Raw genomic sequence first — 21,477 nt, forward strand, 5'->3', positions numbered from 1 at the left:
TAATGGCAGTAAAGGAATACCTGAGCACGCAGCGCTCCTGCACCACTTGTCCCTATTGCGGGGTAGGCTGCGGAGTAACAATTAACAAGGAAGAGCGGCAAAATACCTCTGTGATTTCCGTCACAGGTGATAAACAGCATCCCTCTAATTTTGGCCGACTGTGTGTAAAAGGTTCTGCCCTAGGGGAAACGCTCGGTGATCATGGGCGGCTCTTACGGCCGCACCTGCATGGCGAAGCCTGTGATTGGGATACTGCCATGTCTTATGTCGCCAGTGAATTCGCCAGCAATATCCGCGAATATGGCCCTGACTCCGTAGCTTTTTACCTTTCTGGGCAGCTGCTGACCGAGGATTATTATGTTGCCAATAAATTAATGAAGGGTTTTATTGGTAGCGCAAATATTGATACCAACTCGCGTCTTTGCATGTCCTCAGCCGTAGCAGGGTATAAGCGTGCCCTAGGCGCGGATGCCGTACCCTGTTGCTATGGAGATCTGGAAGAAGCGGACCTCATCGTTTTAATTGGCTCCAATGCCGCCTGGACCCACCCGATTCTGTTCCAGCGAATGCAGGCGGGCAAGGCCAAGCTGGTGGTGGTTGATCCGCGGGCGAGTGCTACCAGCGAGATGGCCGATCTGCACCTGGCAATAACTCCCGGCAGCGATGCCGCACTGTTTAATGGGCTGCTTAATTTCCTCGCTCAACACAACCGCCTCAATCATCACTATATCCAACAATATACTCAGGGTTTTGAGCAGGCACTGGAAACCGCCCAGCACTGGTCCCTACAGCAAACCGCACTGAGTTGTGGAGTGCCAGCAGAAAAGTTACTGGCTTTCTTTCGCTTGTTTGCTGAAACAGAAAAAACACTCAGCTTCTATTCCCAAGGTATTAACCAATCCAGTAGTGGCACAGACAAAAATAACGCAATCATCAACTGCCACTTGGCAACAGGACGTATTGGCAAGATTGGAGCTGGTCCTTTCTCTATTACCGGCCAACCCAATGCGATGGGCGGCCGCGAAGTGGGTGGTCTGGCCAATATGCTCGCCGCCCATATGGAATTTAAAGATAGTGATATAGACCGGGTGCAGCGCTTCTGGAATGCACCCAATATGGCACTGAACCCCGGATTAAAAGCCGTGGATATGTTCCGCGCAGTGGAAAGTGGGCAGATCAAGGCAATCTGGATTATGGCCACAAATCCCGCCGTGAGTATGCCGGAAGCGGAGCGTGTGACTGAGGCTCTGCGTAAATGTCCGCTAGTGATTGTTTCCGATTGTATCGCCGATACCGACACCGCCCGCTGTGCCGATGTACTGCTGCCGGCCACTGGCTGGGGGGAGAAAAATGGCACCGTCACCAATGCTGAGCGGCGTATCTCCCGGCAACGCTCCTTTCTCGACCCCACCGGAGAGGCCCGCCACGACTGGCAGGCAATCTGCGATTTAGCCAGCCGCCTGGGGTTTGGCGAGCAGTTTAACTTTGCGCACCCTGCAGAAATATTCCGTGAACATGCACAATTGTCAGGGTTCGAAAACAACAACAGCCGCGCCTTTGATATCTCCTATTTTAGTGATATCAGTCGCTACGAGTACGATACGTTAAAGCCGGTGCAGTGGCCGGTTAACCGGGAGAACCCCCAGGGCAGCGCACGACTATTTGGCGACGGGAAATTTTTCACCGAAACTGGCCGAGCCAACTTCATTGCGGTCAAACCGCGCATGCCCCAACAGCAAATCGACATCAGTTATCCCCTTTGGCTGAACAGTGGTCGTATGCGCGACCAATGGCACACCATGACCCGCACCGGCCGTGCGCGCAAATTATTGGATCACAGTGAAACAGCCGAGATTCAAATAAACCCTGTGGATGCACGCAAATACGGTGTAGATGAGGGCGCGCTGGTAGAATTGCGCAGTGCCCAGGGTCGCATGTGTGGACGTGCAGTACTCAATAGTGGGCAAAAGCCCGGTGAACTGTTCGCTCCCATTCACTGGAGCCAGACTCTGGCTCAGGAATCGAAGGTCAGCGCCCTTATCAAAGCAGAGGTAGACCCAATTTCCGGCCAGCCGGAATTCAAACAGGTACCGGTGCAGCTGCAAGCCCTCCCTTGTAAAAGCTTTGCCACCCTTATTTGCCCGGAACCACTTGCACAAAATCTTTGGCACTGGCTGCAGACCCATCGGGAAGAAAATCTGCTGCACTGGTATCGAGTGCCCTGCCAAAACGGATATCGCTTTGAGTTGGCACTGAGCGCGCCATTAAATGGTCGCCAACTGGGCGCACAATTATTACAGGAAAATTCAGGCGTTCACTGGCAGCAAATAGAAACATTAAACAGCCAACGTTGGCTCGCTTATAGTGAACAAATAGAACTGCTTATTTTTGCCAGTAACGATTGGCAGCTTCTTCCTGACCGGCGCACCCTGGAGCGCTATCTACAACTGGAAGCCCCAGAAAATCCTGCCCATTTTCTCCAGGTAATTCCTCCAGGTGAACGCATTGTATGTACCTGTATGCAGATTTCCCGCCCCCAGATTGAAAAAGCAATCAGCCAGGGGGTTAATTCGGTTGAGGCATTAGGTGAGGCTCTGGGCTGCGGCACCCGCTGTGGCTCTTGTAAACCGGAAATTTCCCAGCTTCTGCGCATTAAACTACAACAAAGCGCAAAAAAACCAGAAGTTGCAGCGATGCTGGAAACGGAGATTGTCAGGTCCGCAAAAGAACTGCACCCCCAAAAGGGTTTAGGCAAGGTTTATAGTGCTTAAGTCCAATATGGCTCATTGATTCCAAGTTCATTCAAGCGCGGAGTGCCGTTTTTCTCAACCAACACTCCGCGCGAAGTCCTCACTAGATGCCTGAGACGCCCACTTAGCCCTCCTAGCCCGCCTACACTTAGAATCCGTATAAGATTGGCACAAATCTCTAAATCAGCACTTCTTACTGCCTCGTCTAACGATCTATAAAACAGTGGCGGTTTTTCCTATAAAGTAATTTATTCGTCAGGTTAATAATCATTAAAATTTCAGGAGTTCCTGTGTTTAAGATTCAACACATTGATCATGTGGTGCTGAGGGTCAAATCCCTGGCTGCCATGCGCAATTTTTATGAGGGGGTGCTCGGCTGCACCATGGAGCGAGAGAATCAGGAGTTGGGCCTCTATCAGTTGCGCGCCGGGCACGCCTTGATCGACTTGGTTCCAGTGGATCAAACTATTGGCCGTGAAGGCGGTGCCGCGCCGGGTGTCGAAGGGCGTAACCTGCATCATTTCTGTTTGCGTATAGATCCATTCGAACCCGATAAAATTATTGCTTATATAAAAGAGAACAATATCGAGCCTTCCAAGCTACAACAGCGCTACGGTGCCGAGGGCATGGGGCCGTCGATCTATATTTCCGATCCCGAACAAAATCTGGTGGAACTCAAAGGCCCGCCAGACGAATCTAAATAAGACCATCAATTATTCGCCAAAGAGACATGCAAGAATGAAAACTGAAGAGATTGATTACGCGGTAGATGGCAAGCCCTACAGTGGTTACCTTGCTTGGGATGACAGCACTCAAGAAAAGCGCCCCGGTGTCATGCTGGTTCACGAATGGTGGGGACACAATGCCTTTGTGCGCGAGCAGGCTGAAAAGCTCGCCAGACAGGGTTACTGCGCCTTTGCGGTGGATATGTTTGGTAGTGGCAAGCAAACGGACGACCCCGCCGAAGCGCAGCAGTTTCGCGATGAGGCGCTTGAAAATCCAGTCTCTCTGGAAGCCTGTTTCCGCACCGCACTTACCCTGCTGCAGCAGCACAGTGTAGTCGAGGAAAATCAAATTGCCGCACAGGGTTATTGCTTTGGCGGTGGCGTTGCCTTGACCATGGCGCGCCTCGGTGTGGAATTGCGTGGAGTAGTCAGCTATCACGGAGCCCTGGCCAGCGAGGTCCGCGCGAAAAAAGGGAAGGTCCAGGCGGAACTGCAGATTTACACCGGCGGTGCCGACAGTATGATTCCGCCACAGCAGGTCGGGGCTTTTGTCGAGGAAATGCAGGAGGCCGGTGCTAAATTCACCCTAGTGAGCTATCCCGGAGTACTCCACGGCTTTACCAATCCCGTCGCCACAGAGCGCGGTCAGAAATTTGGCTTGCCGCTGGCCTATAATCAGGAAGCGGCGCAAGACGCATGGCAGGGCACTCTGGATTTTTACCAGAAACTTTTCCAGTGACTTCAAGCAGTAAAAAATTGTGAGAACTTCATTATTTTCTCAAGCGTGAAGCGCACCATTTGCTTCCCATTAGCTCACCAAGTCAGCTCCCCACATCCAGGTAGCGAGCCCCAGCGCCCTGCTCCGCGGCTTGATCTCCTGGGTTGCGGAGCGGACAGCTCTCCATAGACAGGCAACCACAGCCAATACAGCCCTCCAAACGGTCGCGCAATTGAGTCAACTGGCGAATACGCTGGTCCAGTTCCTCGCGCCAGCTGGCGGAAAGCTTGGCCCAGTCTTTGGCAGTGGGTGTGCGTCCATCGGGCAGAGTCGCCAGGGCTTCGCGAATTTCGGCGAGGGGAATACCGGTGCTCTGCGCCACCTTGATAATGGCCACACGTCGCAATACATCCCGTGAGTAGCGGCGCTGATTACCGCTGGTGCGCCAGCTGCTGATCAGGCCTTTGCTCTCATAAAAGTGCAGTGCACTCACCGCCACATCACTGCGCTCAGCCACCTCGCCCACGGTCATCTCGCGACGGCACTTCTTATCGCCACAAGAGGATACTTTCTTTTCACTGGTACCAGGCATCAAAACACTCCGGCTGCTATTGACCTCAATATTACTTGAGGTTTTACACTGCGCCGCATTCCATTGCAAGCTCAGGGAGACTACCGATGATCAGGAACAGTAAACAAACCTACCCCATTACAGAAACCCCCTCTACTAACACCACGTCTCTTTTAGTGGCTGCACAAAGCCAAAGTATCAGCTTGGCCGTGCAAGAGGGGCTGTGTCTATCGGTAACTCCGTCCTTAACAAAGGTGAGCAAAGGCAAAAAAGGGATTCGCCAATGATCCCTGTCCACGCAGCACCACCTCTCAACGTGGCAAAACCCGCTATCCCGCTACAGATGCGGTTGACACTTTTGTGCCTGGCGGCGCTCACAATAATGTCTGGCGCCACAGTGGCGCCATCACTACCAGCACTGGAGGCACACTTTGTCCAACATGAAGATATTGCCCTGCTGAGCCGGTTAATTTTGAGCCTACCGGCCTTAATGATTGCTCTATTCGCCCCTCTCGCCGGGTTTGTATCTGATCGCTATGGACGCAGGCGGCTGCTGTTGCTGGCGGTCACTGTTTATGCCCTGGCCGGCATCTCGGCATTGTTGCAGGAAAGTTTGGCAGGGCTATTGGCCAGCCGTATCCTGCTGGGTATTGCGGTGGCAGGCACCATGACTTCAGTCACCGCCCTGGTAGGTGACTATTTCAACCCCGATCAAAGGCGTACCTATATGAGTCAGCAGGGGGCCTTTATCAGTCTCGGCGGGGTTATCTTCCTTGTGGCCGGTGGGCTGTTGGCAGATATACATTGGCGCGCACCTTTTGTGATTTACGCGGCGGCACTATTACTGATTCCAGCAGTAATACGCTACTTGCCAGAGCCTGAGCGCAATAAAATTGAGCGATCGTCTGACCACTCCAGTGATGAGCAACCCGACTGGATGGGCTTTGCGTTACTCCTAGCTGCAGCATTACTCAACAGCCTGGTCTTTTTTCTGATCCCCACCCAGCTCCCCTTCCTTCTCAAGGAAATTGGGGTCGATGCTCCCAGCCTCGCGGGTATTGCCATCGCCGCCAGCAATTTAATGGGCGCCCTGGCCTCACTGGTGTTCTATCCTCTCGCGCGCAACCACCTGGGGAAAAGTGGCGTTTTTGTTCTGGGTTTTGCTGTTATGGCCTGCGGCATGGGGCTAATCGCCGAGGCAGATTCATTCAATGCGATTATGATTGCCACTGCAATTTATGGCTGTGGTATGGGTACCCTGATCCCCCATATCTTTGCCTCCGGGCTGGAATCCGCCACCCCCAATATTCGTGGGCGAATATCCGGTGCTCTCGCCGCCAGTGTTTTTATTGGGCAATTTCTCTCGCCACTCATCAGCCAACCCTGGATAGAGCGCTTTGGCCTCGCCAGTAGCTTTTCCGCAGCGAGCACTGTGCTGCTGTTTTTGGCCACCCTGGCGCTACTCCTGCATTGGTTGAAAGCAAAACCATCCAGTGAAATCATTTTGCAGTAGGATATAAACACGCCCAAAAGTATTAAGACCGGCTCGTTTTAGGATTTTACAAGGAGAAGAAGTGGAACCGATTATTTCCGTTAAAGGTCTCGACAAGACTTATAGTGGCGGGTTTAACGCCTTAAAAAGTATCGACTTGAATATTCAACGGGGTGAGATATTCGCACTGCTCGGCCCTAACGGTGCCGGCAAAACCACACTGATCAGTATTATCTGTGGCATCGTGAACCCCGGTCAGGGCAGCGTTACTGTTAACGGTTACGATATCCAGCGAGATTATCGTCGTGCCCGACGCGAAATTGGCCTGGTCCCCCAGGAAATTGCCACCGATTCCTTTGAGAGCGTGTTGGGCGCAATCAAATTCAGCCGCGGCTTATTTGGCAAACCACCTAACCCCTCTTACTTAGAGAAAATCCTGCGGCAGCTTTCCTTGTGGGAAAAAAGGAATAACAAGATCGTCACTCTGTCGGGCGGTATGAAAAGGCGTCTGATGATTGCCAAGGCCCTATCCCACGAACCCAGCGTGCTCTTCCTGGATGAACCCACTGCCGGAGTCGATGTGGAACTGCGCCAGGATATGTGGGAAATGGTACGAGGCCTGCGCGAATCCGGGGTAACCGTCATCCTCACCACGCACTATATTGAGGAAGCGGAAGAAATGGCCGATCGGGTCGGGGTTATTAATCGCGGTGAATTGGTATTAGTTGAGGATAAAAAAACGCTGATGCAGAAAATGGGGGAAAAAGAGCTTAGCCTGCAACTACCCTCGCCCCTGGAAAGCATTCCCGACAGCCTCTCCGATTTGCCACTGCGTCTCAATGGGGATGGCAGCGAGCTGATTTACCGCTTTGATATTAAGAGTGAAAACACTGGCATTCCGGAATTCCTGCGCCGCCTCAGTTCGGCAAATATTGAATTTCGCGATTTATACACTCGGGAAAGCTCTCTGGAAGAAATTTTTGTCAACCTGGTGCACTCCGCACGTCACGATGGTGAAGAGCAATTCAGTGGGGAGGCTCAGCCATGAACTGGTACGGCATAGCGGCTATCTACAAGTTTGAAATGTCGCGCACCTGGCGCACGCTGATACAAAGTGTCGCCTCGCCGGTGCTCTCCACATCCCTGTACTTTATTGTATTTGGTGCCGCCATTGGCTCGCGCATGGGGGATATTGAAGGTGTGAGCTATGGAGCCTTTATTATCCCCGGACTGATAATGTTGGCGCTCTTGGGGGAAAGTATTTCCAATGCCGCTTTCGGTATCTTTTTTCCAAAATTCTCCGGCACCATATATGAAGTCTTATCGGCACCGGTGTCGCCCTTTGAAATTGTCGCTGGCTATGTGGGGGCTGCAGCCACCAAGTCGATCTTGCTCGGGCTATTAATCCTTGTCACCGCGCGCTTTTTTGTCGACTATGACATTCTCCACCCTTTCTGGATGATCGCATTTCTGGTGCTGACCGCCGTAAGTTTTAGTCTGTTCGGCTTTATTATCGGCATCTGGGCCGACGACTTCCAAAAACTGCAAATTATTCCACTGATGATTATCACTCCACTGACTTTTCTCGGCGGGGCCTTCTATTCCATCAGTATGCTGCCGGAATTCTGGCAAAAAGTGACCCTATTTAATCCGGTGGTTTACCTGATCAGCGGTTTCCGCTGGGCTTTCTATGGCGTGGCCGATGTCAACATGGGTCTCAGTGTGGGGATGACACTGCTATTCCTCTTTCTCTGCCTGACAACGGTCTGGTGGATTTTTCGCACCGGTTACCGCATTAAAACCTGATCATTGAGGATGTGGGGATGGAGGCAATTCACGAAGGTGGCTGTGTCTGTGGTGCCGTGCGATTTCGCGCCATCGGCCAACCACGCCGGGTGAGCCTCTGTTCCTGCAGCTGGTGCCGGAAGCGCACCGGTAGCTTAATAGGCGTATCGGTGTACTTCGACAAAAACAATGTCCAGTTCATCAACGCAGAACTAAAAACCCACCAGCTATTATCCGACGCAGGCCGCTGGGTCGAGTGCCAGTTCTGTGAGCACTGCGGCAGCGCCCTCACCTGGACGCTGGAATTCCTACCGGAATATCGCGGTATTGCCGGGGGCGCCTTCGACGCGCCTATGTTTATTCAACCAGAGCGCTACGTCTACTACCAAAACAAACCGGAATGGCTGGAAATAAATGGAGATATCCGCCGCTGCCCTTTAATGCCGGAAAGCCCGAGCCATTAGCCTGTCAGTGATAACCTGCATAATCAATCAGCGGTAGCTCCGCATAAATAGCGCCACAGCCCTGCGCACCCGTTCACGCCGCTCCTCCTCAGCCTGTACCTCACAGCAACCGATCAATACCCGCATATGCCGACAACCCAGCAAGATGCCCATAAAGTCCTCGGCGGCCTCTGCCGGATTGGCTACCTGCAGCTTGTCCATCTCGGTAGCGCGGCGTAGTAACTGTTCAATGTCCCGAAGGATTCGCTGGGGGCCCGCATCAAAAAACAACTGGGCCAGTTTTGACTCCTGCGACTCCTGCGAAGCCAGAGCGCACAAAAGCCGTAACAGGCGAATACTATCCTTGCTATCCACCATGCTTAGAAAAGCCTGACCAATGCGCTCCAGTACCTCTGCCACCGAATCGCCCTCTTTCAGGTTGAAAATGGGCAGGGGCATCATCATCTCGCAGCGGGAAGTGATCGCGGCACTGAACAGCGTCTCTTTATCGGAGAAATGACTGTACACCGTCAATTTCGAGACACCCGCAGCAGAGGCCACCGCATCCACACTGGTGGCGGCAAAACCATTGGTCAGAAACAGCTCCTTGGCTGCATCGAGAATGGCCTGGCGTTTGGCCAAGTCCTTGGGACGCCCGCGCTGGGCGGCCGTCTGAGATTGTTCAGACATAGCACTCCATATACTGGACTCACCAGTTTAATAAATTTACTATACTCGCCAGTATAACATTACCGGCCGCCCGGCCATGACTTGTCCACTTCCGGACTTACCTTGTCGCCTCGCCGCCGAGGAAGGGAGCCCCTATGTACCGATCGCTACTCTTCGCCGCACTCTCGTTCAGCCTAATGTTGTCCGCCTGTGCGCCATCGGAGTCCACCGAACAATCAGAAAAACCCCGCCCAGCGGTGATGGTCCAACCTCAGTTGGCCAGCGCCCAACTGGATTTTTATCCCGGCGAGGTACGTGCCCGCTTCGAACCTGCCCTGGCCTTTCGTATCAGTGGCAAGCTGCAGCGGCGCCTGGTCAATGTGGGCGACCGCGTTGACCAGGGTCAACCACTGGCCGAACTGGACACCGAAGACCTACTCCTGCAACTGGATTCCGCCCGCGCACGCCTCACCTCTGCCGAGGCCGACCAGCGCCTGGCGCGCAGCGAGTTGGAACGCCACCGCAAACTATTAGAGCGCCAGTTGGTCAGCCACTCACAGTTCGATGCGGTGGAAACCCGCTTCGAAGCCAGCGATGCGCGCCTGCAACAGGCAAAAGCACAATTAGATGTGGCGCGCAATCAAGCAGCTTACGCAGAACTGAAAGCCCCGGAGAGTGGAGTTATCGCCCGCCGTATGGCGGAGGCCGGCCAGGTTGTTGCCGCCGGCCAGGGAATTTTCGAGCTCGCCGCCGACGGAGAACGCGAGGTACGTATCGATTTGCCGGAGCAGGCGATCGGGCATTTCCGCGTCGGCCAGCCCCTGACCGTTGAACTCTGGTCACAACCCGGTAAATCCTTTCCCGCACAGGTACGCGAGCTCTCTCCCGCTGCGGACCCGGTATCCCGCACCTTTGAAGCGCGCGTGGCTTTTACCAATAAAACCACCGGCATAGAAATAGGCCAGAGTGCCAGAGTCTTCGTACCTAAAGCGACAACCACCGATGTTTTACAAGTGCCCATGTCGGCAGTCAGCGCCGATAACGGCAAGGCCTTTGTCTGGGTTCTCAATCGCGAGCATCAAACCCTGCATAAAACCGAGGTCACTGTGGGCCCCTATGGCCAGGAGTTTGTACCAATTTTCTCCGGCCTGCGCGCCGATGATTGGATCGTTGCCGCCGGTACCCACCTTTTATTGGAGGGGCAACAGGTTCGCCCTGTGGATCGAATGAACCGCCCGATTGATCCAGACCGCGCCCTCGCCCAGCAGGACTAACTAACGGCTACCCCAAAAATAAGAACTGGACCGAGCGCAAGAAAACGCTCCAATGAAATTGCCGAAGCGCGGCTCGCTCAATCAGCCCGCACTTCAACACAGAGAAATTGCCATGGGTTTTAATCTTTCCGAATGGGCGCTGAAAAACCGCCCGCTGGTACTCTACGCCATGATCGTACTGGGGCTGCTGGGCGCTGCCTCTTACACGCAACTTGGGCAGAGTGAAGATCCGCCCTTCACTTTTAAGGTAATGGTGATCAACACTCTTTGGCCCGGCGCCAGCGCCGAGGAAGTCTCCCGCCAAATTACCGAACGGGTAGAGAAAAAATTACTGGAGACCGGTGACTACCAACGCATCTCCTCTTTCTCCCGCCCCGGCCAGTCCCAAGTGCTATTTGTCGCCCGCGACGATATGCATTCGCGGGATATCCCCGATCTGTGGTACCAGGTGCGTAAAAAGGTCAGCGACATTCGCCACACTCTACCACCGGATATCCAGGGCCCATTTTTTAATGACGAGTTCGGCACGACTTTCGGCAATATCTATGCGCTGACTGGCAGCGGCTTTGATTACGCCTTAATGAAAGACTATGCCGAGCGTCTACAGCTGGCGTTACAACGAGTTAAGAATGTGGGCAAGGTGGAATTGCTGGGGCTGCAGGATGAAAAAATCTGGGTGGAAATTTCCAACACCAAACTCGCCTCCCTCGGCATTCCCCTTAGCGCGGTGCAAAGCGCGCTGCAATCACAAAACCAAGTTGCCGACGCAGGCTTTATTGATACGGTCAGCGACCGTGTGCGTATTCGCGTTAGCGGCCAGTTTCACTCGGTCGACGAAATTCGCCGTTTCCCCATCACCGCCGGTGGGCGCACCCAGAGGCTGGGGGATATTGCCGAAGTACACCGCGGCTTCAGCGATCCTGCGCAGCCCCGTATGCGCTTTATGGGTGAGGACGCCATCGGTCTGGCCGTTTCCATGAAAGAAGGTGGCGATATCCTCAAGCTGGGCAAAAAGCTGGACGCCACATTTGCCGAACTGCAGGAAGACCTGCCTATCGGCATGCAATTACGTAAAGTATCCGACCAACCCGCAGCGGTGAAGCGCGGTGTGGGGGAATTCCTGCAGGTGTTGGCGGAGGCGCTGGGCATTGTACTGCTGGTGAGCTTTTTCTCCCTCGGCACCCGCCCCGGCTTGATCGTAGCGCTATCGATACCATTGGTGCTGGCCATGACCTTCGCACTGATGAGTTACTTCAATATCGGCCTGCACAAGATTTCCCTGGGCGCTCTGGTACTCGCCCTTGGCCTGATGGTGGACGACGCCATTATCGCCGTAGAGATGATGGCCATTAAAATGGAACAGGGGCTCAGCCGGCTAAAAGCAGCCGGCTTCGCCTGGACCAGTACCGCCTTCCCCATGCTCACTGGTACCCTGATTACCGCCGCCGGTTTCCTGCCAATTGCCACAGCCGAGTCCGGCACCGGGGAGTACACCCGCTCGATCTTCCAGGTGGTCACGCTGTCACTGATCGTTTCCTGGATTGCCGCGGTAATATTCGTACCCTACCTTGGGCATTACCTGTTGCCCAATCTGGCGCGCCACGATCACAGCGGTGAGGTTCGAGACCCCTACCAGAAACCCTTCTACCAGCGCTTCCGCCGCCTGATCACCTGGTGCCTGCGCCACCGCAAAACCGTCATAGTGGCAACCCTGGCGATCTTTATTGGTTCCCTGGCCCTCTTCCGCCTGGTGCCGCAACAATTCTTCCCCTCTTCCGGACGCTTGGAACTGTTAGTGGATCTCAAGCTGGCCGAGGGCGCATCATTGAAATCCACCGAGTTTCAAGCCAAACGCCTGGAGGCACTGCTGGATAAAAATGAGCAGGTAGAAAACTACGTGGTCTATGTGGGCACCGGCTCACCCCGTTTCTACCTGCCCTTGGACCAGCAATTACCCGCGGCCAGCTTTGCCCAGTTTGTGTTGATGACCCGCAGTGTTGAGGAGCGTGAACAGGTGCGCAGCTGGCTGATCGAGACCATGCAGGAGGAGTTCCCCACCCTGCGCAGCCGCATCTCCCGCCTGGAAAACGGACCCCCGGTTGGCTATCCGGTGCAGTTTCGCATCTCTGGTGAGCATATTGGTGAGGTGCGCAGCCTGGCCCGCCAGGTGGCCGAGCGCATTCGTGATAATTCGAAAGTGACCAACGTGCACCTGGACTGGGAGGAACCCAGCAAAACGGTCAACCTGAATATCGATCAGGACCGAGCGCGCGCCATGGGCGTGAACAGCGCCTCGCTCTCCCGTGCCCTGCAAAGCTCTCTCACCGGAATCACCGTAAGTCAGTACCGCGAGGACAATGAGCTGATTGATGTGCGCGTGCGCGGTGATGAGCAGGAGCGATACGCCCTCGGCCAACTAGGCAGCCTGGCAGTACAAACCAGTAGCGGTCGCAGTGTCCCCTTAAACCAGATCGCCACCCTGGAATACGGATTCGAGGAAGGCATTATCTGGCACCGCGATCGCCTGCCCACAGTGACCGTGCGTGCCGATATCTACGGTGAGGAGCTGCCCGCAACGATAGTCAAAGAAGTCTGGCCGCGCCTGCAGAGTATTCGCGATCAGCTGCCTCCCGGCTACCTGCTGGAAGTGGGCGGCACAGTGGAGGAGTCCGAGCGGGGGCAGAAATCGGTTAACGCCGGCATGCCGCTATTTGTATTGGTGGTCTTCACTCTGCTGATGCTGCAACTGCGCAGCATGTCTCTATCCGCTATGGTGTTCCTCACCGCCCCCTTGGGACTGATCGGGGTCACCTTGTTCCTATTGCTGTTCGGCAAGCCATTCGGCTTTGTCGCCATGCTCGGTACCATCGCCCTGGCCGGCATGATTATGCGTAACTCGGTGATTCTGGTAGACCAGATACAGCAGGATATCAGCCAGGGCCTGAGTGCCTGGGAAGCGATCGTTGAGTCCACCGTAAGGCGTTTCCGCCCCATCGTGTTAACCGCCCTCACTGCGGTACTGGCGATGATTCCGTTGTCACGCAGTGACTTCTTCGGCCCCATGGCAGTTGCCATTATGGGCGGGCTGATCGTGGCTACCGGCTTGACCCTGATCTTCCTGCCAGCACTATATGCAGCCTGGTTCCGGGTGCGTGAAGAAAGCACAGAAACAGCAGTAGAAGATTCATCAAATTTAAATGGTGCTGAGCCCCAGGCGTCCTAATAATTTTTAGTATCTTAATTAAAAGACTCAAGCAAACGCCAAAGCAAAAGGCCCGGGTATTTCACTCCGGGCCTTTTTTTTCTCAACAGTTTTTTCCGGCTTTAAATAGTCGGTCTCGAAGTATGGTTAGGACTTCTTGGATTTTGCAGCCAGGGAGTCGTAAACAATTCCAGTCCAAATATCCGGGGTCATAAAGCCCTTGCCATACTGCTCGTCAAAATCCTTAGTCGGCTTGGCGGCAAGCACTTGATCGCGGCTTTTACCACTATCGACCAGTTTCTGGATGCGATCCCGAAGGGTCTCCAGCATATCCCGTTGCACTTTTAACTCTGCGGGACTACTCAGGCGGCCATGCCCGGGAATAATTTTGGTATTTGGTCCAGATAGCGCCAATGCAGTATCCATAGCTTCAATCACGCCATCCACCGAGCCGCCAGACGACAGATCGATAAATGGATAGGTACCGTTGAAATAGATATCGCCCATATGAATCACGTCAGCTTTGGCAAAATGCACAATGGAATCACCATCGGTATGAGCCGGGCCGACATGCTGCACCATCACCTCATCACCATTCCAGTAAAAAGTAGTGGCATCGGTAAAGGTAATTACCGGCAGTGCTGTCGGCGGTGAGGGCTCAACCTTGCGCTTGAAAGCTTCAATAAATTGCTCGGTATTCATACGCTTCCGCACATTTTCATGGGCGACGATCAGGGCACCGCTTTTACCCAGGTTTTCATTGCCGCCGGTGTGATCACCATGCCAGTGGGTATTGATCACAAAGCGCAACGGCTGATCTGCCAGACCTGCCACCGCTTTCTGTATCTTCGCAGTGAGTGGCGCATACTGGTCATCCACCATAAAGGTACCGTCCTCTCCAACCAGCACTGCGATATTGCCGCCAGCCCCCTGGAGCATATATACATTACCTGCCACCGGTTCACTGCTGATTTCAACCTTGGCAAAACGGTCCTCCGCCAATATCGGCGTGCCTATTAATGACGCCGCCAGCGCCGCAATAGCTGCGATCTTTTTCATAAAGCTTTCTCTGTTTTTATAGTCATAGTGTTATTGTCATATTTTTATCGCAACAGTGCTCAATTCAGGAGGCCTGCTCGAGCAACTTAGTCTCTGTTTTCGTCTCCCGGCCGGGCAACATGGCTATTAATAAATCCGGGCGGTCGGTAACAATACCATCCACACCCAGGTCGATATAGCGTTGTAGATCCGCCCGTCCGTTTACGGTCCACACAGAGACATGCAAATTGAGTTTATGGGCTGCCCGCAGGGTACCCTTAGTGACGACATCTAACCCCCAGAAAAACATGGATAATTGCATTGTCTGGTAGCGGGGCGCCAGCAAGCTCTCTGCCCGCAGCAGCTGGGCAAAAAATAAAAGACCCGCCTCCCAGCTAGTAGAACCTGTCGCCGTATCCGGGCTCAAGCGCCGAAATTCTTGAATAACCCTGTGGTTAAAAGAGGAGACAATAACCTGACTCTTCTTACCACTAGATTCCAGCACATCACTCAAAACATGGGCAGCTCGTAGTTGCTCACTTTTTATATCCAAAATTAGCGGTATCGAACCTACTAACTCAAAGGCTTCCTCTAGGGTGAGGATTCTTAAGGGCTTTTGGCGGTAGGGATAGGTCTCATCATCCCTACTCCAGTGGTAAGCGGCATTTAAATTGCGTAAATCAGTCAGGGTTCTATCTTCAATAAAACCACTGCCATCCGTTGAATCTTCCAGATCCGGGTCGTGACGCAACACCAAATGCCCATCGGCACTGAGCCATAGGTCTATTTCAATGGCATCTACTCCCAATGCCACCATATTCTGCAGATATTCCTGCGTATTCCCTGGAAACAAACCATTACCGCAGTCATTGCCATGGGCTATGACCATAGGTCCTTTGCGCGAGGGAAGTTTTAGTGCAGATTCAGGTGCGACACCGGAGCGTGCATAAAAGAAAAGCACGAGTAACAACACACAGAAAATAAAAAGCATCCACATCTATTTCAGTCACCTAAACTTAATAAAACGGAAAGACATTAAGCCTATTTACCCAAGCATCACCCCTCAAACATTTAAGCACCAGCGGTTTGCCCGGTAGGTACCCTTTCTCCAACCGTTTCCTTATGATTATATCCATTTATCTGCACTTCATTTTGTGCCACCACAGTATCCGGCCTTGATGTATTGCGAGCATGCCAGTAGGCTCGCTGCAGCCAAAGTGGCAGGAATATAATGAGATCATAGGTACGGTTGAGCAAAATGCCACAATGCATTGAGAGAGTCGCTAAAAGGCGTAAGCCCGTAGCGAATAAATCCAGGAATAACACTAATAAACATCCAAATACGGTACGTGCAGAGTTTATGAACTGCTCCAGTGGTATTGCTATAAAAGCAAGAACCAGAGGAAGAATAAAACCCAGCAGCATTTGTACCAGCCCGAGTGCCCAGTAGCTCTTTGCCCCCTCAAACCTAGGTTCGCTCACCCCAGGTATACCAGTAAGTAACTGATCGCCTTGCAATAATAGGTCCCTTGAGAGTGACAACCCCGCCTCAACACTGGAAAAACACAACAGTAGGAATAACGCGGACCATAGTATGCGTTTGCGTATAGGGTCTGCCAGTGAAGCAATAGAGGGAAACAAGCGCGAAATCCGCAAAGATTCCATAATTACAAGGCCAACAAGGATTTGCAGAAAAATCAAAATTGAGGCAGCAATATCGGCTGTCGAGTAACTCCCCAGAAAGCCACCACTTCCAACAATCTCTGTCATTGGTCGTGCGATTAATTGATGATTCAGCCAAACCCCTGCTACTGCCACGAACATCACTAGTGAGGAAATTAAAAAACGACTGAAAGAAGAAACGGATAGAAGGTGTAAGCTGCGGTCGCTCTCCTGCAAAATATTCTCGTAGCGTGACATATGCTCATCCAACACTTTGCTACGGTGAATTACAGACTCCACGCTCCTATTAATTCGCCCCAGTTTTTTTAGCATTGCGCGCCAACCAGGCATCATCCGCTTCAGTAACTGATGGCGTTCCCTTATAGACTCCCGGTAAGCTTCCAGGGCTTTACTTTCAGCCTTACGCATTGAGTGATTGATAGTCTCTAACACATCCGCCACAACCGTATCATCTGGAGTGGGAATTTCCGCGACAGAGCGAATCGCCCTAACCCAATTTGACGGCTCAGGAGGCACCTCTGCGCTGCGCACATAGTCATCATCTATAGCCGCCATCTGCTCACAGAGCTGGCGATGTAACGAAGGATATTGCGTCAACTCGCGTCTCAGGGAGTCTTCTATTCGCTCAAACTCCCGCTCAATTTGCCACTCTGTCATCTCGCGGCCTGTGGCAAGTAGCACTTCCCGATTACGCTCACGCAGACTCAGCCCCGCTTGCCCCACCGAGTTAGCAGCAAACAATAAAGAGCGGTGACATAACCTTGCAAGTGAGTAAATCGTTCGATGAGCAGGTCTCCTAAGGAAAAATAACGAAACAGCCGCCAAACCAGCCCACCACCAAAGTGGTAGTAACTCTAATAAGTAATTCATGACATCACTTTTCCTATAGAACCGTGCGATAGGTCATCCTAACAGCAGAAGCATCGACAATCGTCCCAAATGTCACACTTTATGTTGCTTTATTGCGACACTCGTCTACAGCGTTCATTTCACACAACGATGATTTACCCGGAGGTAAAAAATTCCAGGCTTTCCTGGTTTAACTTCGGCATACACTTGGACCGTCTTCCGAATTAAGCCTTCTGGCAATTTTCACAGCTTTAGTACAACCCTAACCGCCCCACCCAACGCCTAAATACCGAGGCAGCAATCCAATCAAACCCAAATAGAACTAAAGATTTACCTAGAAATCCATTAAGAGTGAAATCATGCTTTCGATATAAAAATCCCCAGAAATATTTATTTCTGAAAAACAACTCACCACCTAGAGATAAAATGTGCTACCAGACATAAATTTTTCGTCATCTTCACCCCTACAAATATCCGCAATATCAGCAACAATAGAAATAAGTGACACATATAAAACTGTACAATAAAAGCTGAAAAAGCTTGCACGCTCAGTTAATTCAACGAATTAAACAGCTAGACGACACCCGCCATTGTTGAACATTTTTAATACAAAATAAGGCATCTTTTTTTCCAGACGCACTCACGCCCACGACTACACTCCAAACTAAATTCTCACCAAGTGAGTCATTTTCCCTAAAACAAAGAGGTACTTTGCGTTAGCAGCGATATTTTCTAGCGATCATGAAGATCAACCAGGAAACTTTTACGACAGGAGTCGATAACGGATCCAGCTCTTAGCAATGGGAGCGGTCCATCTGTTTCAAGGAGAGGTACGAGGTATATGCCGGTTCTTTTTTTTAGCAATTCCGGCCTTCAGGGCGATCTTTTATTTTCACTGTTCTCCCAGTCTATTCCCATGCCATGGGAAAAAGCCTGCATAGGAAAACAGAGACACTGTCTACAACACTACGAGGCAATCATAATCGACTGCTGGCAGATAGGTATCAACAGCTGCTCCAAGGATTTTATCTCTGACTTAAAGAAAATCAGACACTCAAAAGCGATTCTCATCAACTTTCCCGCGGACTTACCAAACCACATCTCAGAAAAACTCCGCCAGAATGGCTTCTACTTGTTGTGTGACAGCAACATCAGCCAGGAAAAACTCATTCAGAGGCTCAACATTGCTATTCACAGTTGTGAAAGTAGCCACTCTGAAGGTATGCAGAATCCGTTACCCCTTACACGAAGAGAACAGGAAATCCTTGGGCAACTAACCACAGGAGAACCCAACAGTGTGATCGCAACCAAATTACATTTGAGCGAGCATACCGTTAAGAATCACATGTATAACATTTTTCGGAAAATCGGCGTAAAGAATCGCCTGCAAGCCAGCAACTGGGCAAAACTCAATCTCCAGGAAGAGCGAATATGAGATTAAGCCCGCTGATTTTCGCCTTCTTTGTAGCTGCAGGAGTTGCTCAGGATGACACCACAGTCCCTGAAGCAGACACCGATTCAGGCAGACTGGAAGACGAAATCAGCGGGTTTAACATCGATCGAACAATTACCCGGACAGGTCATGATTTTGCTAGGTATCTCAGTGAATACAGAAATCTAAATTATCCAGATGCAACTTATAACTTAACCATTTATGAGCGTCCCTCAGCTCGCTGGGGGAACCTGATATGGGTTACCTATAACGACAAAATAGTATTTCGACGCTTTATCAGCCCAAGCACCAATAACATCCATCGCTTGGCCGATGAAGCCGCTCAATATATTCATCAGGCGGTGTTAAAAGATCGGGTGAGCAGCGCCTTTATAGATAATTTTGATTTGGGAAAGGACGAATTCTAATGAACAACAAGAGCCTCATTTATCCGACATTATTGGCGGCCAACTTATTTGCCTATAGTACTGCGCTTGCAACCGAATTAATTTATGAACCGGTTAATCCGAATTTTGGTGGCAACCCATTAAACGGTACTTACTTATTACAAAATGCACAGTCGCAAGATGATCATGATGACCCAGATAAGCATGACAGTATTTATGAACAACCTAGCGCCCTGGACCGCTTTACCGACTCCCTAGAAACACGACTACTCAACCAGCTCTTGACGGATGTCGGCGATGGAAACAGTGGCGAATTAATTACCGACGATTTCGTCGTACAGATTGTCGACAATGACGGTGTTCTCACCGTGTTGATTACTGACAGAAACACGGGAGATAAAAGCGAGATCGTTGTTAGTGGACTCAACCCCACAAACTAGATAAGAATCAACTCTGAAGGAAAACTGGCAATGCGCAATGCAATAAAAAAAGCCCTAGCCTTGCCCGCACTGGCGTTCACACTCACTCTAAGCGGGTGTTCTGCAGTAAAAAGTGTTGGCGATGCCCTTTTCGGCCCTGGGCGGACCGATGCCATGCTGACCCCACGTATGAACACTTTTCGGGATTTGATAAATCTCCCCGAGCCAAAAGGAAAAATCCTGGCTGCGGTGTACAGCTTTCGCGATCAGACCGGGCAATACAAACCCGCTCCTAACAGCAGCTTCTCCACCGCAGTAACTCAGGGTGGTGCAGCCATGTTGATGGATGTGCTCAACGAGTCTGGATGGTTTATCGCGTTGGAGCGTGAGGGCTTACAAAACCTGTTAACAGAGCGCAAGATTATCCGCGCGGGGCTCAGTAAACCGGATGCGCCAGCCAATAATAGTATTCCATTGCCAACCCTAATTGCAGCCAACGTACTCCTGGAGGGCGGCATTGTCGCCTACGACCAAAACATACAGACAGGTGGTGCCGGGGCGAGATATTTTGGCATCGGTGCTGATGAGCAGTATCGTGTCGATCAGGTAACGGTTAACCTGCGTGCAATAGATATACGTTCGGGCAGAATCTTACACTCGGTATTGACATCAAAAACGGTCTATTCGAAAGCAATCAGTGCCGATGTATTTCGCTATGTGAAATTCCGGCGCCTATTAGAAATGGAAGCTGGAGTAACCTATAACGAGCCCGCTCAGCTTGCTATGCTTTCAGCGATGGAATCTGCGGTGATTCACCTGATCAGCGAGGGCATTGTGCACAACTCCTGGGCATTGGCGAATCCCGATGATATCAACAACCCTATACTGCAATACTATCTAAACGACAGCACAGTTATTATGTAGCCTCGTGATGGGTATTAGTAGTTAACAGTGATAGAGGGAACTATGCCAAGCAGTCATAAATATCCTGTTTTGCTCGCAACCGCTTTTTTCAGTTTATTCACAGAGGTGTGCGCCGCCACTGATCTTGATACCAGCAGCGAGCTTGCCATAAGTAGCGAATTGAGTTCGGCAAACCTACTGTCCGTTTCCAACCTCACGGTAATCAACCAAGAAGGTGGCGTGAACAATGTTAATGTACGCCAGTCAGGGAGAACCAATTACACATCTGCACACCAGGATGGCAATAGAAACAAACTTTCGGTGACACAGACCGGTGAGAATAACGTTGTACTTTCACGTCAAGTAGGCGAACAAAACCTTAGCGGGCTAATCCAGGTGGGCTATGAAAACCTGATAGATATTGAACAATATGGTGTAGGTAACTCCGCCGGAATTACCCAGTTCGGCATGCAAAACAGCGCCCATGTGGAGGAAATCGGTATGCTACACAAAGTGAATATCTACCAGAGCGGCCATGGATTGCATACCTCAGTCACCGTGATGGGCACAGCGACCACAACTTCTATCCGCCAATTCGATTAAATATACGTAACTTACAAAGGCACACGATCTCAAAAAAAATCACTGAAGACTTTCCCATAAAACGCCCCACAAAGAAGCTAGGCCTGTCAGCCTGGCTTCTTATGACAAACCTCATCAGACTATTCTCTCTACACCCCTAACCCCTAACCCCTAACCCCTAACCCCTAACCCCTATTAGCATTCTTCTCTATTTTCATCATAAAAAGCTTCTAGCAGATGATCCAATAAAATTTGGTTACGTAAAAACGTGTGTATCCAATTTTTACTTCAGCTTTACCCAAGCAAACGGCATGAAATCAACTCAAAATTCAAACCAACCTTCCTATTAAAGAGTCAGTAAAAATAAAAGAACTATATTCCTACTTTTTAGTGACTTATGTCCTATAGCGAACCGCTCTATTAGCGGCAAAACTCTATATATATCTGATCGAATGTTGTTTTACACCTCTTGGACATTTTGTCATGCAGACATTAGGTTGTTTAGAGATCAAAATCTCAAAGCCAAACTGGCCCT

The 21,477-nt window shown here is 51.4% G+C and carries 19 protein-coding genes; 14 read left to right on the top strand and 5 right to left on the bottom strand.

All coding sequences use genetic code 11. From position 1 onward, the window contains the following. The first annotated feature begins 2 nt into the window (after positions 1 to 2). The 3 genes from FIU95_RS16400 to FIU95_RS16410 all read left to right on the top strand — a co-directional run bounded on the left by FIU95_RS16400 (position 3) and on the right by FIU95_RS16410 (position 4,214). The gene (locus FIU95_RS16400) at positions 3 to 2,771 is read left to right on the top strand and encodes a nitrate reductase (protein WP_152454782.1); all 2,769 of its coding nucleotides are present in this window, start codon (positions 3 to 5) and stop codon (positions 2,769 to 2,771) included. A gap of 269 nt (positions 2,772 to 3,040) precedes the next feature. After that, positions 3,041 to 3,454, top strand: a complete 414-nt coding sequence (locus FIU95_RS16405) for a VOC family protein (protein WP_152454783.1) — start codon at positions 3,041 to 3,043, stop codon at positions 3,452 to 3,454. 34 nt (positions 3,455 to 3,488) lie between these two features. Beyond that, positions 3,489 to 4,214 carry a dienelactone hydrolase family protein gene (locus FIU95_RS16410; protein ID WP_152454784.1) on the top strand — a complete coding sequence of 242 codons (726 nt, stop codon included), beginning with the start codon at positions 3,489 to 3,491 and terminating at the stop codon, positions 4,212 to 4,214. Positions 4,215 to 4,296: 82 nt separating this feature from the next. On the opposite strand, the gene soxR is transcribed toward FIU95_RS16410, so the two are convergent. Beyond that, the gene (soxR, locus tag FIU95_RS16415; protein WP_152454785.1) at positions 4,297 to 4,785 is read right to left on the bottom strand and encodes a redox-sensitive transcriptional activator SoxR; all 489 of its coding nucleotides are present in this window, start codon (positions 4,783 to 4,785) and stop codon (positions 4,297 to 4,299) included. 262 nt (positions 4,786 to 5,047) lie between these two features. On the opposite strand from soxR, the gene FIU95_RS16420 reads away from it, so the two are divergent. From FIU95_RS16420 to FIU95_RS16435, 4 genes are all read left to right on the top strand, one after another. Beyond that, on the top strand, positions 5,048 to 6,277 hold the full coding sequence (locus FIU95_RS16420; RefSeq protein WP_152454786.1) for an MFS transporter: 1,230 nt from the start codon (positions 5,048 to 5,050) through the stop codon (positions 6,275 to 6,277). Between the two features lie 61 nt (positions 6,278 to 6,338). After that, positions 6,339 to 7,304, top strand: a complete 966-nt coding sequence (locus tag FIU95_RS16425; RefSeq protein WP_152454787.1) for an ABC transporter ATP-binding protein — start codon at positions 6,339 to 6,341, stop codon at positions 7,302 to 7,304. Further along, positions 7,301 to 8,062 carry an ABC transporter permease gene (locus FIU95_RS16430; RefSeq protein WP_152454788.1) on the top strand — a complete coding sequence of 254 codons (762 nt, stop codon included), beginning with the start codon at positions 7,301 to 7,303 and terminating at the stop codon, positions 8,060 to 8,062. Before FIU95_RS16425 ends, FIU95_RS16430 begins: the two co-directional genes overlap by 4 nt. 17 nt (positions 8,063 to 8,079) lie before the next feature. Then, positions 8,080 to 8,505: a GFA family protein gene (locus FIU95_RS16435; RefSeq protein ID WP_152454789.1), complete on the top strand. Its 426-nt coding sequence runs from the start codon at positions 8,080 to 8,082 to the stop codon at positions 8,503 to 8,505. A gap of 27 nt (positions 8,506 to 8,532) precedes the next feature. Here the strand turns inward: FIU95_RS16435 and FIU95_RS16440 are convergent, their stop codons facing one another. Continuing rightward, the gene (locus FIU95_RS16440; RefSeq protein WP_152454790.1) at positions 8,533 to 9,174 is read right to left on the bottom strand and encodes a TetR/AcrR family transcriptional regulator; all 642 of its coding nucleotides are present in this window, start codon (positions 9,172 to 9,174) and stop codon (positions 8,533 to 8,535) included. A gap of 134 nt (positions 9,175 to 9,308) precedes the next feature. Here FIU95_RS16440 and FIU95_RS16445 point away from each other — a divergent pair, with 134 nt between their 5' ends. Continuing rightward, the gene (locus tag FIU95_RS16445; protein WP_152454791.1) at positions 9,309 to 10,427 is read left to right on the top strand and encodes an efflux RND transporter periplasmic adaptor subunit; all 1,119 of its coding nucleotides are present in this window, start codon (positions 9,309 to 9,311) and stop codon (positions 10,425 to 10,427) included. Positions 10,428 to 10,479: 52 nt separating this feature from the next. Then, positions 10,480 to 13,650 (top strand): efflux RND transporter permease subunit, encoded by a 3,171-nt coding sequence (locus tag FIU95_RS16450; RefSeq protein ID WP_305848661.1) that lies wholly within the window; start codon positions 10,480 to 10,482, stop codon positions 13,648 to 13,650. Positions 13,651 to 13,776: 126 nt separating this feature from the next. Here FIU95_RS16450 and FIU95_RS16455 read toward each other — a convergent pair whose 3' ends face one another. From FIU95_RS16455 to FIU95_RS16465, 3 genes are all read right to left on the bottom strand, one after another. After that, positions 13,777 to 14,688 carry an MBL fold metallo-hydrolase gene (locus FIU95_RS16455; RefSeq protein WP_152454792.1) on the bottom strand — a complete coding sequence of 304 codons (912 nt, stop codon included), beginning with the start codon at positions 14,686 to 14,688 and terminating at the stop codon, positions 13,777 to 13,779. Between the two features lie 64 nt (positions 14,689 to 14,752). Beyond that, on the bottom strand, positions 14,753 to 15,664 hold the full coding sequence (locus tag FIU95_RS16460) for a glycerophosphodiester phosphodiesterase (protein ID WP_152454793.1): 912 nt from the start codon (positions 15,662 to 15,664) through the stop codon (positions 14,753 to 14,755). Between the two features lie 74 nt (positions 15,665 to 15,738). Continuing rightward, on the bottom strand, positions 15,739 to 17,220 hold the full coding sequence (locus FIU95_RS16465) for a hypothetical protein (RefSeq protein WP_152454794.1): 1,482 nt from the start codon (positions 17,218 to 17,220) through the stop codon (positions 15,739 to 15,741). 820 nt (positions 17,221 to 18,040) lie between these two features. Here FIU95_RS16465 and FIU95_RS16470 point away from each other — a divergent pair. Genes FIU95_RS16470 through FIU95_RS16490 form a run of 5 tightly spaced genes read left to right on the top strand, consistent with a single transcriptional unit; the run spans position 18,041 to position 20,963 of the window. After that, positions 18,041 to 18,634, top strand: coding sequence for a LuxR C-terminal-related transcriptional regulator (locus FIU95_RS16470; protein WP_152454795.1), 594 nt, complete (start codon positions 18,041 to 18,043; stop codon positions 18,632 to 18,634). After that, entirely contained in the window at positions 18,631 to 19,059 is a 429-nt protein-coding gene (locus FIU95_RS16475) for a CsgE family curli-type amyloid fiber assembly protein (protein WP_152454796.1), read from the top strand. Before FIU95_RS16470 ends, FIU95_RS16475 begins: the two co-directional genes overlap by 4 nt. After that, the gene (locus tag FIU95_RS16480) at positions 19,059 to 19,478 is read left to right on the top strand and encodes a curli assembly protein CsgF (protein ID WP_152454797.1); all 420 of its coding nucleotides are present in this window, start codon (positions 19,059 to 19,061) and stop codon (positions 19,476 to 19,478) included. The genes FIU95_RS16475 and FIU95_RS16480 overlap by 1 nt, the downstream gene beginning before the upstream one ends. A 30-nt stretch (positions 19,479 to 19,508) precedes the next feature. Further along, on the top strand, positions 19,509 to 20,381 hold the full coding sequence (locus FIU95_RS16485) for a CsgG/HfaB family protein (RefSeq protein ID WP_152454798.1): 873 nt from the start codon (positions 19,509 to 19,511) through the stop codon (positions 20,379 to 20,381). A 42-nt stretch (positions 20,382 to 20,423) separates the two neighbouring features. Next, positions 20,424 to 20,963 carry a hypothetical protein gene (locus FIU95_RS16490; protein WP_152454799.1) on the top strand — a complete coding sequence of 180 codons (540 nt, stop codon included), beginning with the start codon at positions 20,424 to 20,426 and terminating at the stop codon, positions 20,961 to 20,963. The last annotated feature ends 514 nt before the right edge of the window (positions 20,964 to 21,477 follow it).

It is taken from the genome of Microbulbifer sp. THAF38, assembly GCF_009363535.1.
In the GTDB taxonomy this organism is placed as follows: domain Bacteria; phylum Pseudomonadota; class Gammaproteobacteria; order Pseudomonadales; family Cellvibrionaceae; genus Microbulbifer.

What these genes read in the sequence shown, in the direction of transcription:
- FIU95_RS16400 (WP_152454782.1), top strand. Translation starts at nt 3, where the DNA reads ATGGCAGTAAAGGAATACCTGAGCACGCAGCGCTCCTGCACCACTTGT.
- FIU95_RS16410 (WP_152454784.1), top strand. Translation starts at nt 3,489, where the DNA reads ATGAAAACTGAAGAGATTGATTACGCGGTAGATGGCAAGCCCTACAGT.
- soxR (WP_152454785.1), bottom strand. Translation starts at nt 4,785, where the DNA reads ATGCCTGGTACCAGTGAAAAGAAAGTATCCTCTTGTGGCGATAAGAAG.
- FIU95_RS16420 (WP_152454786.1), top strand. Translation starts at nt 5,048, where the DNA reads ATGATCCCTGTCCACGCAGCACCACCTCTCAACGTGGCAAAACCCGCT.
- FIU95_RS16430 (WP_152454788.1), top strand. Translation starts at nt 7,301, where the DNA reads ATGAACTGGTACGGCATAGCGGCTATCTACAAGTTTGAAATGTCGCGC.
- FIU95_RS16435 (WP_152454789.1), top strand. Translation starts at nt 8,080, where the DNA reads ATGGAGGCAATTCACGAAGGTGGCTGTGTCTGTGGTGCCGTGCGATTT.
- FIU95_RS16440 (WP_152454790.1), bottom strand. Translation starts at nt 9,174, where the DNA reads ATGTCTGAACAATCTCAGACGGCCGCCCAGCGCGGGCGTCCCAAGGAC.
- FIU95_RS16445 (WP_152454791.1), top strand. Translation starts at nt 9,309, where the DNA reads ATGTACCGATCGCTACTCTTCGCCGCACTCTCGTTCAGCCTAATGTTG.
- FIU95_RS16450 (WP_305848661.1), top strand. Translation starts at nt 10,480, where the DNA reads ATGAAATTGCCGAAGCGCGGCTCGCTCAATCAGCCCGCACTTCAACAC.
- FIU95_RS16455 (WP_152454792.1), bottom strand. Translation starts at nt 14,688, where the DNA reads ATGAAAAAGATCGCAGCTATTGCGGCGCTGGCGGCGTCATTAATAGGC.
- FIU95_RS16460 (WP_152454793.1), bottom strand. Translation starts at nt 15,664, where the DNA reads ATGTGGATGCTTTTTATTTTCTGTGTGTTGTTACTCGTGCTTTTCTTT.
- FIU95_RS16465 (WP_152454794.1), bottom strand. Translation starts at nt 17,220, where the DNA reads ATGAATTACTTATTAGAGTTACTACCACTTTGGTGGTGGGCTGGTTTG.
- FIU95_RS16470 (WP_152454795.1), top strand. Translation starts at nt 18,041, where the DNA reads ATGCCGGTTCTTTTTTTTAGCAATTCCGGCCTTCAGGGCGATCTTTTA.
- FIU95_RS16475 (WP_152454796.1), top strand. Translation starts at nt 18,631, where the DNA reads ATGAGATTAAGCCCGCTGATTTTCGCCTTCTTTGTAGCTGCAGGAGTT.
- FIU95_RS16480 (WP_152454797.1), top strand. Translation starts at nt 19,059, where the DNA reads ATGAACAACAAGAGCCTCATTTATCCGACATTATTGGCGGCCAACTTA.
- FIU95_RS16485 (WP_152454798.1), top strand. Translation starts at nt 19,509, where the DNA reads ATGCGCAATGCAATAAAAAAAGCCCTAGCCTTGCCCGCACTGGCGTTC.
- FIU95_RS16490 (WP_152454799.1), top strand. Translation starts at nt 20,424, where the DNA reads ATGCCAAGCAGTCATAAATATCCTGTTTTGCTCGCAACCGCTTTTTTC.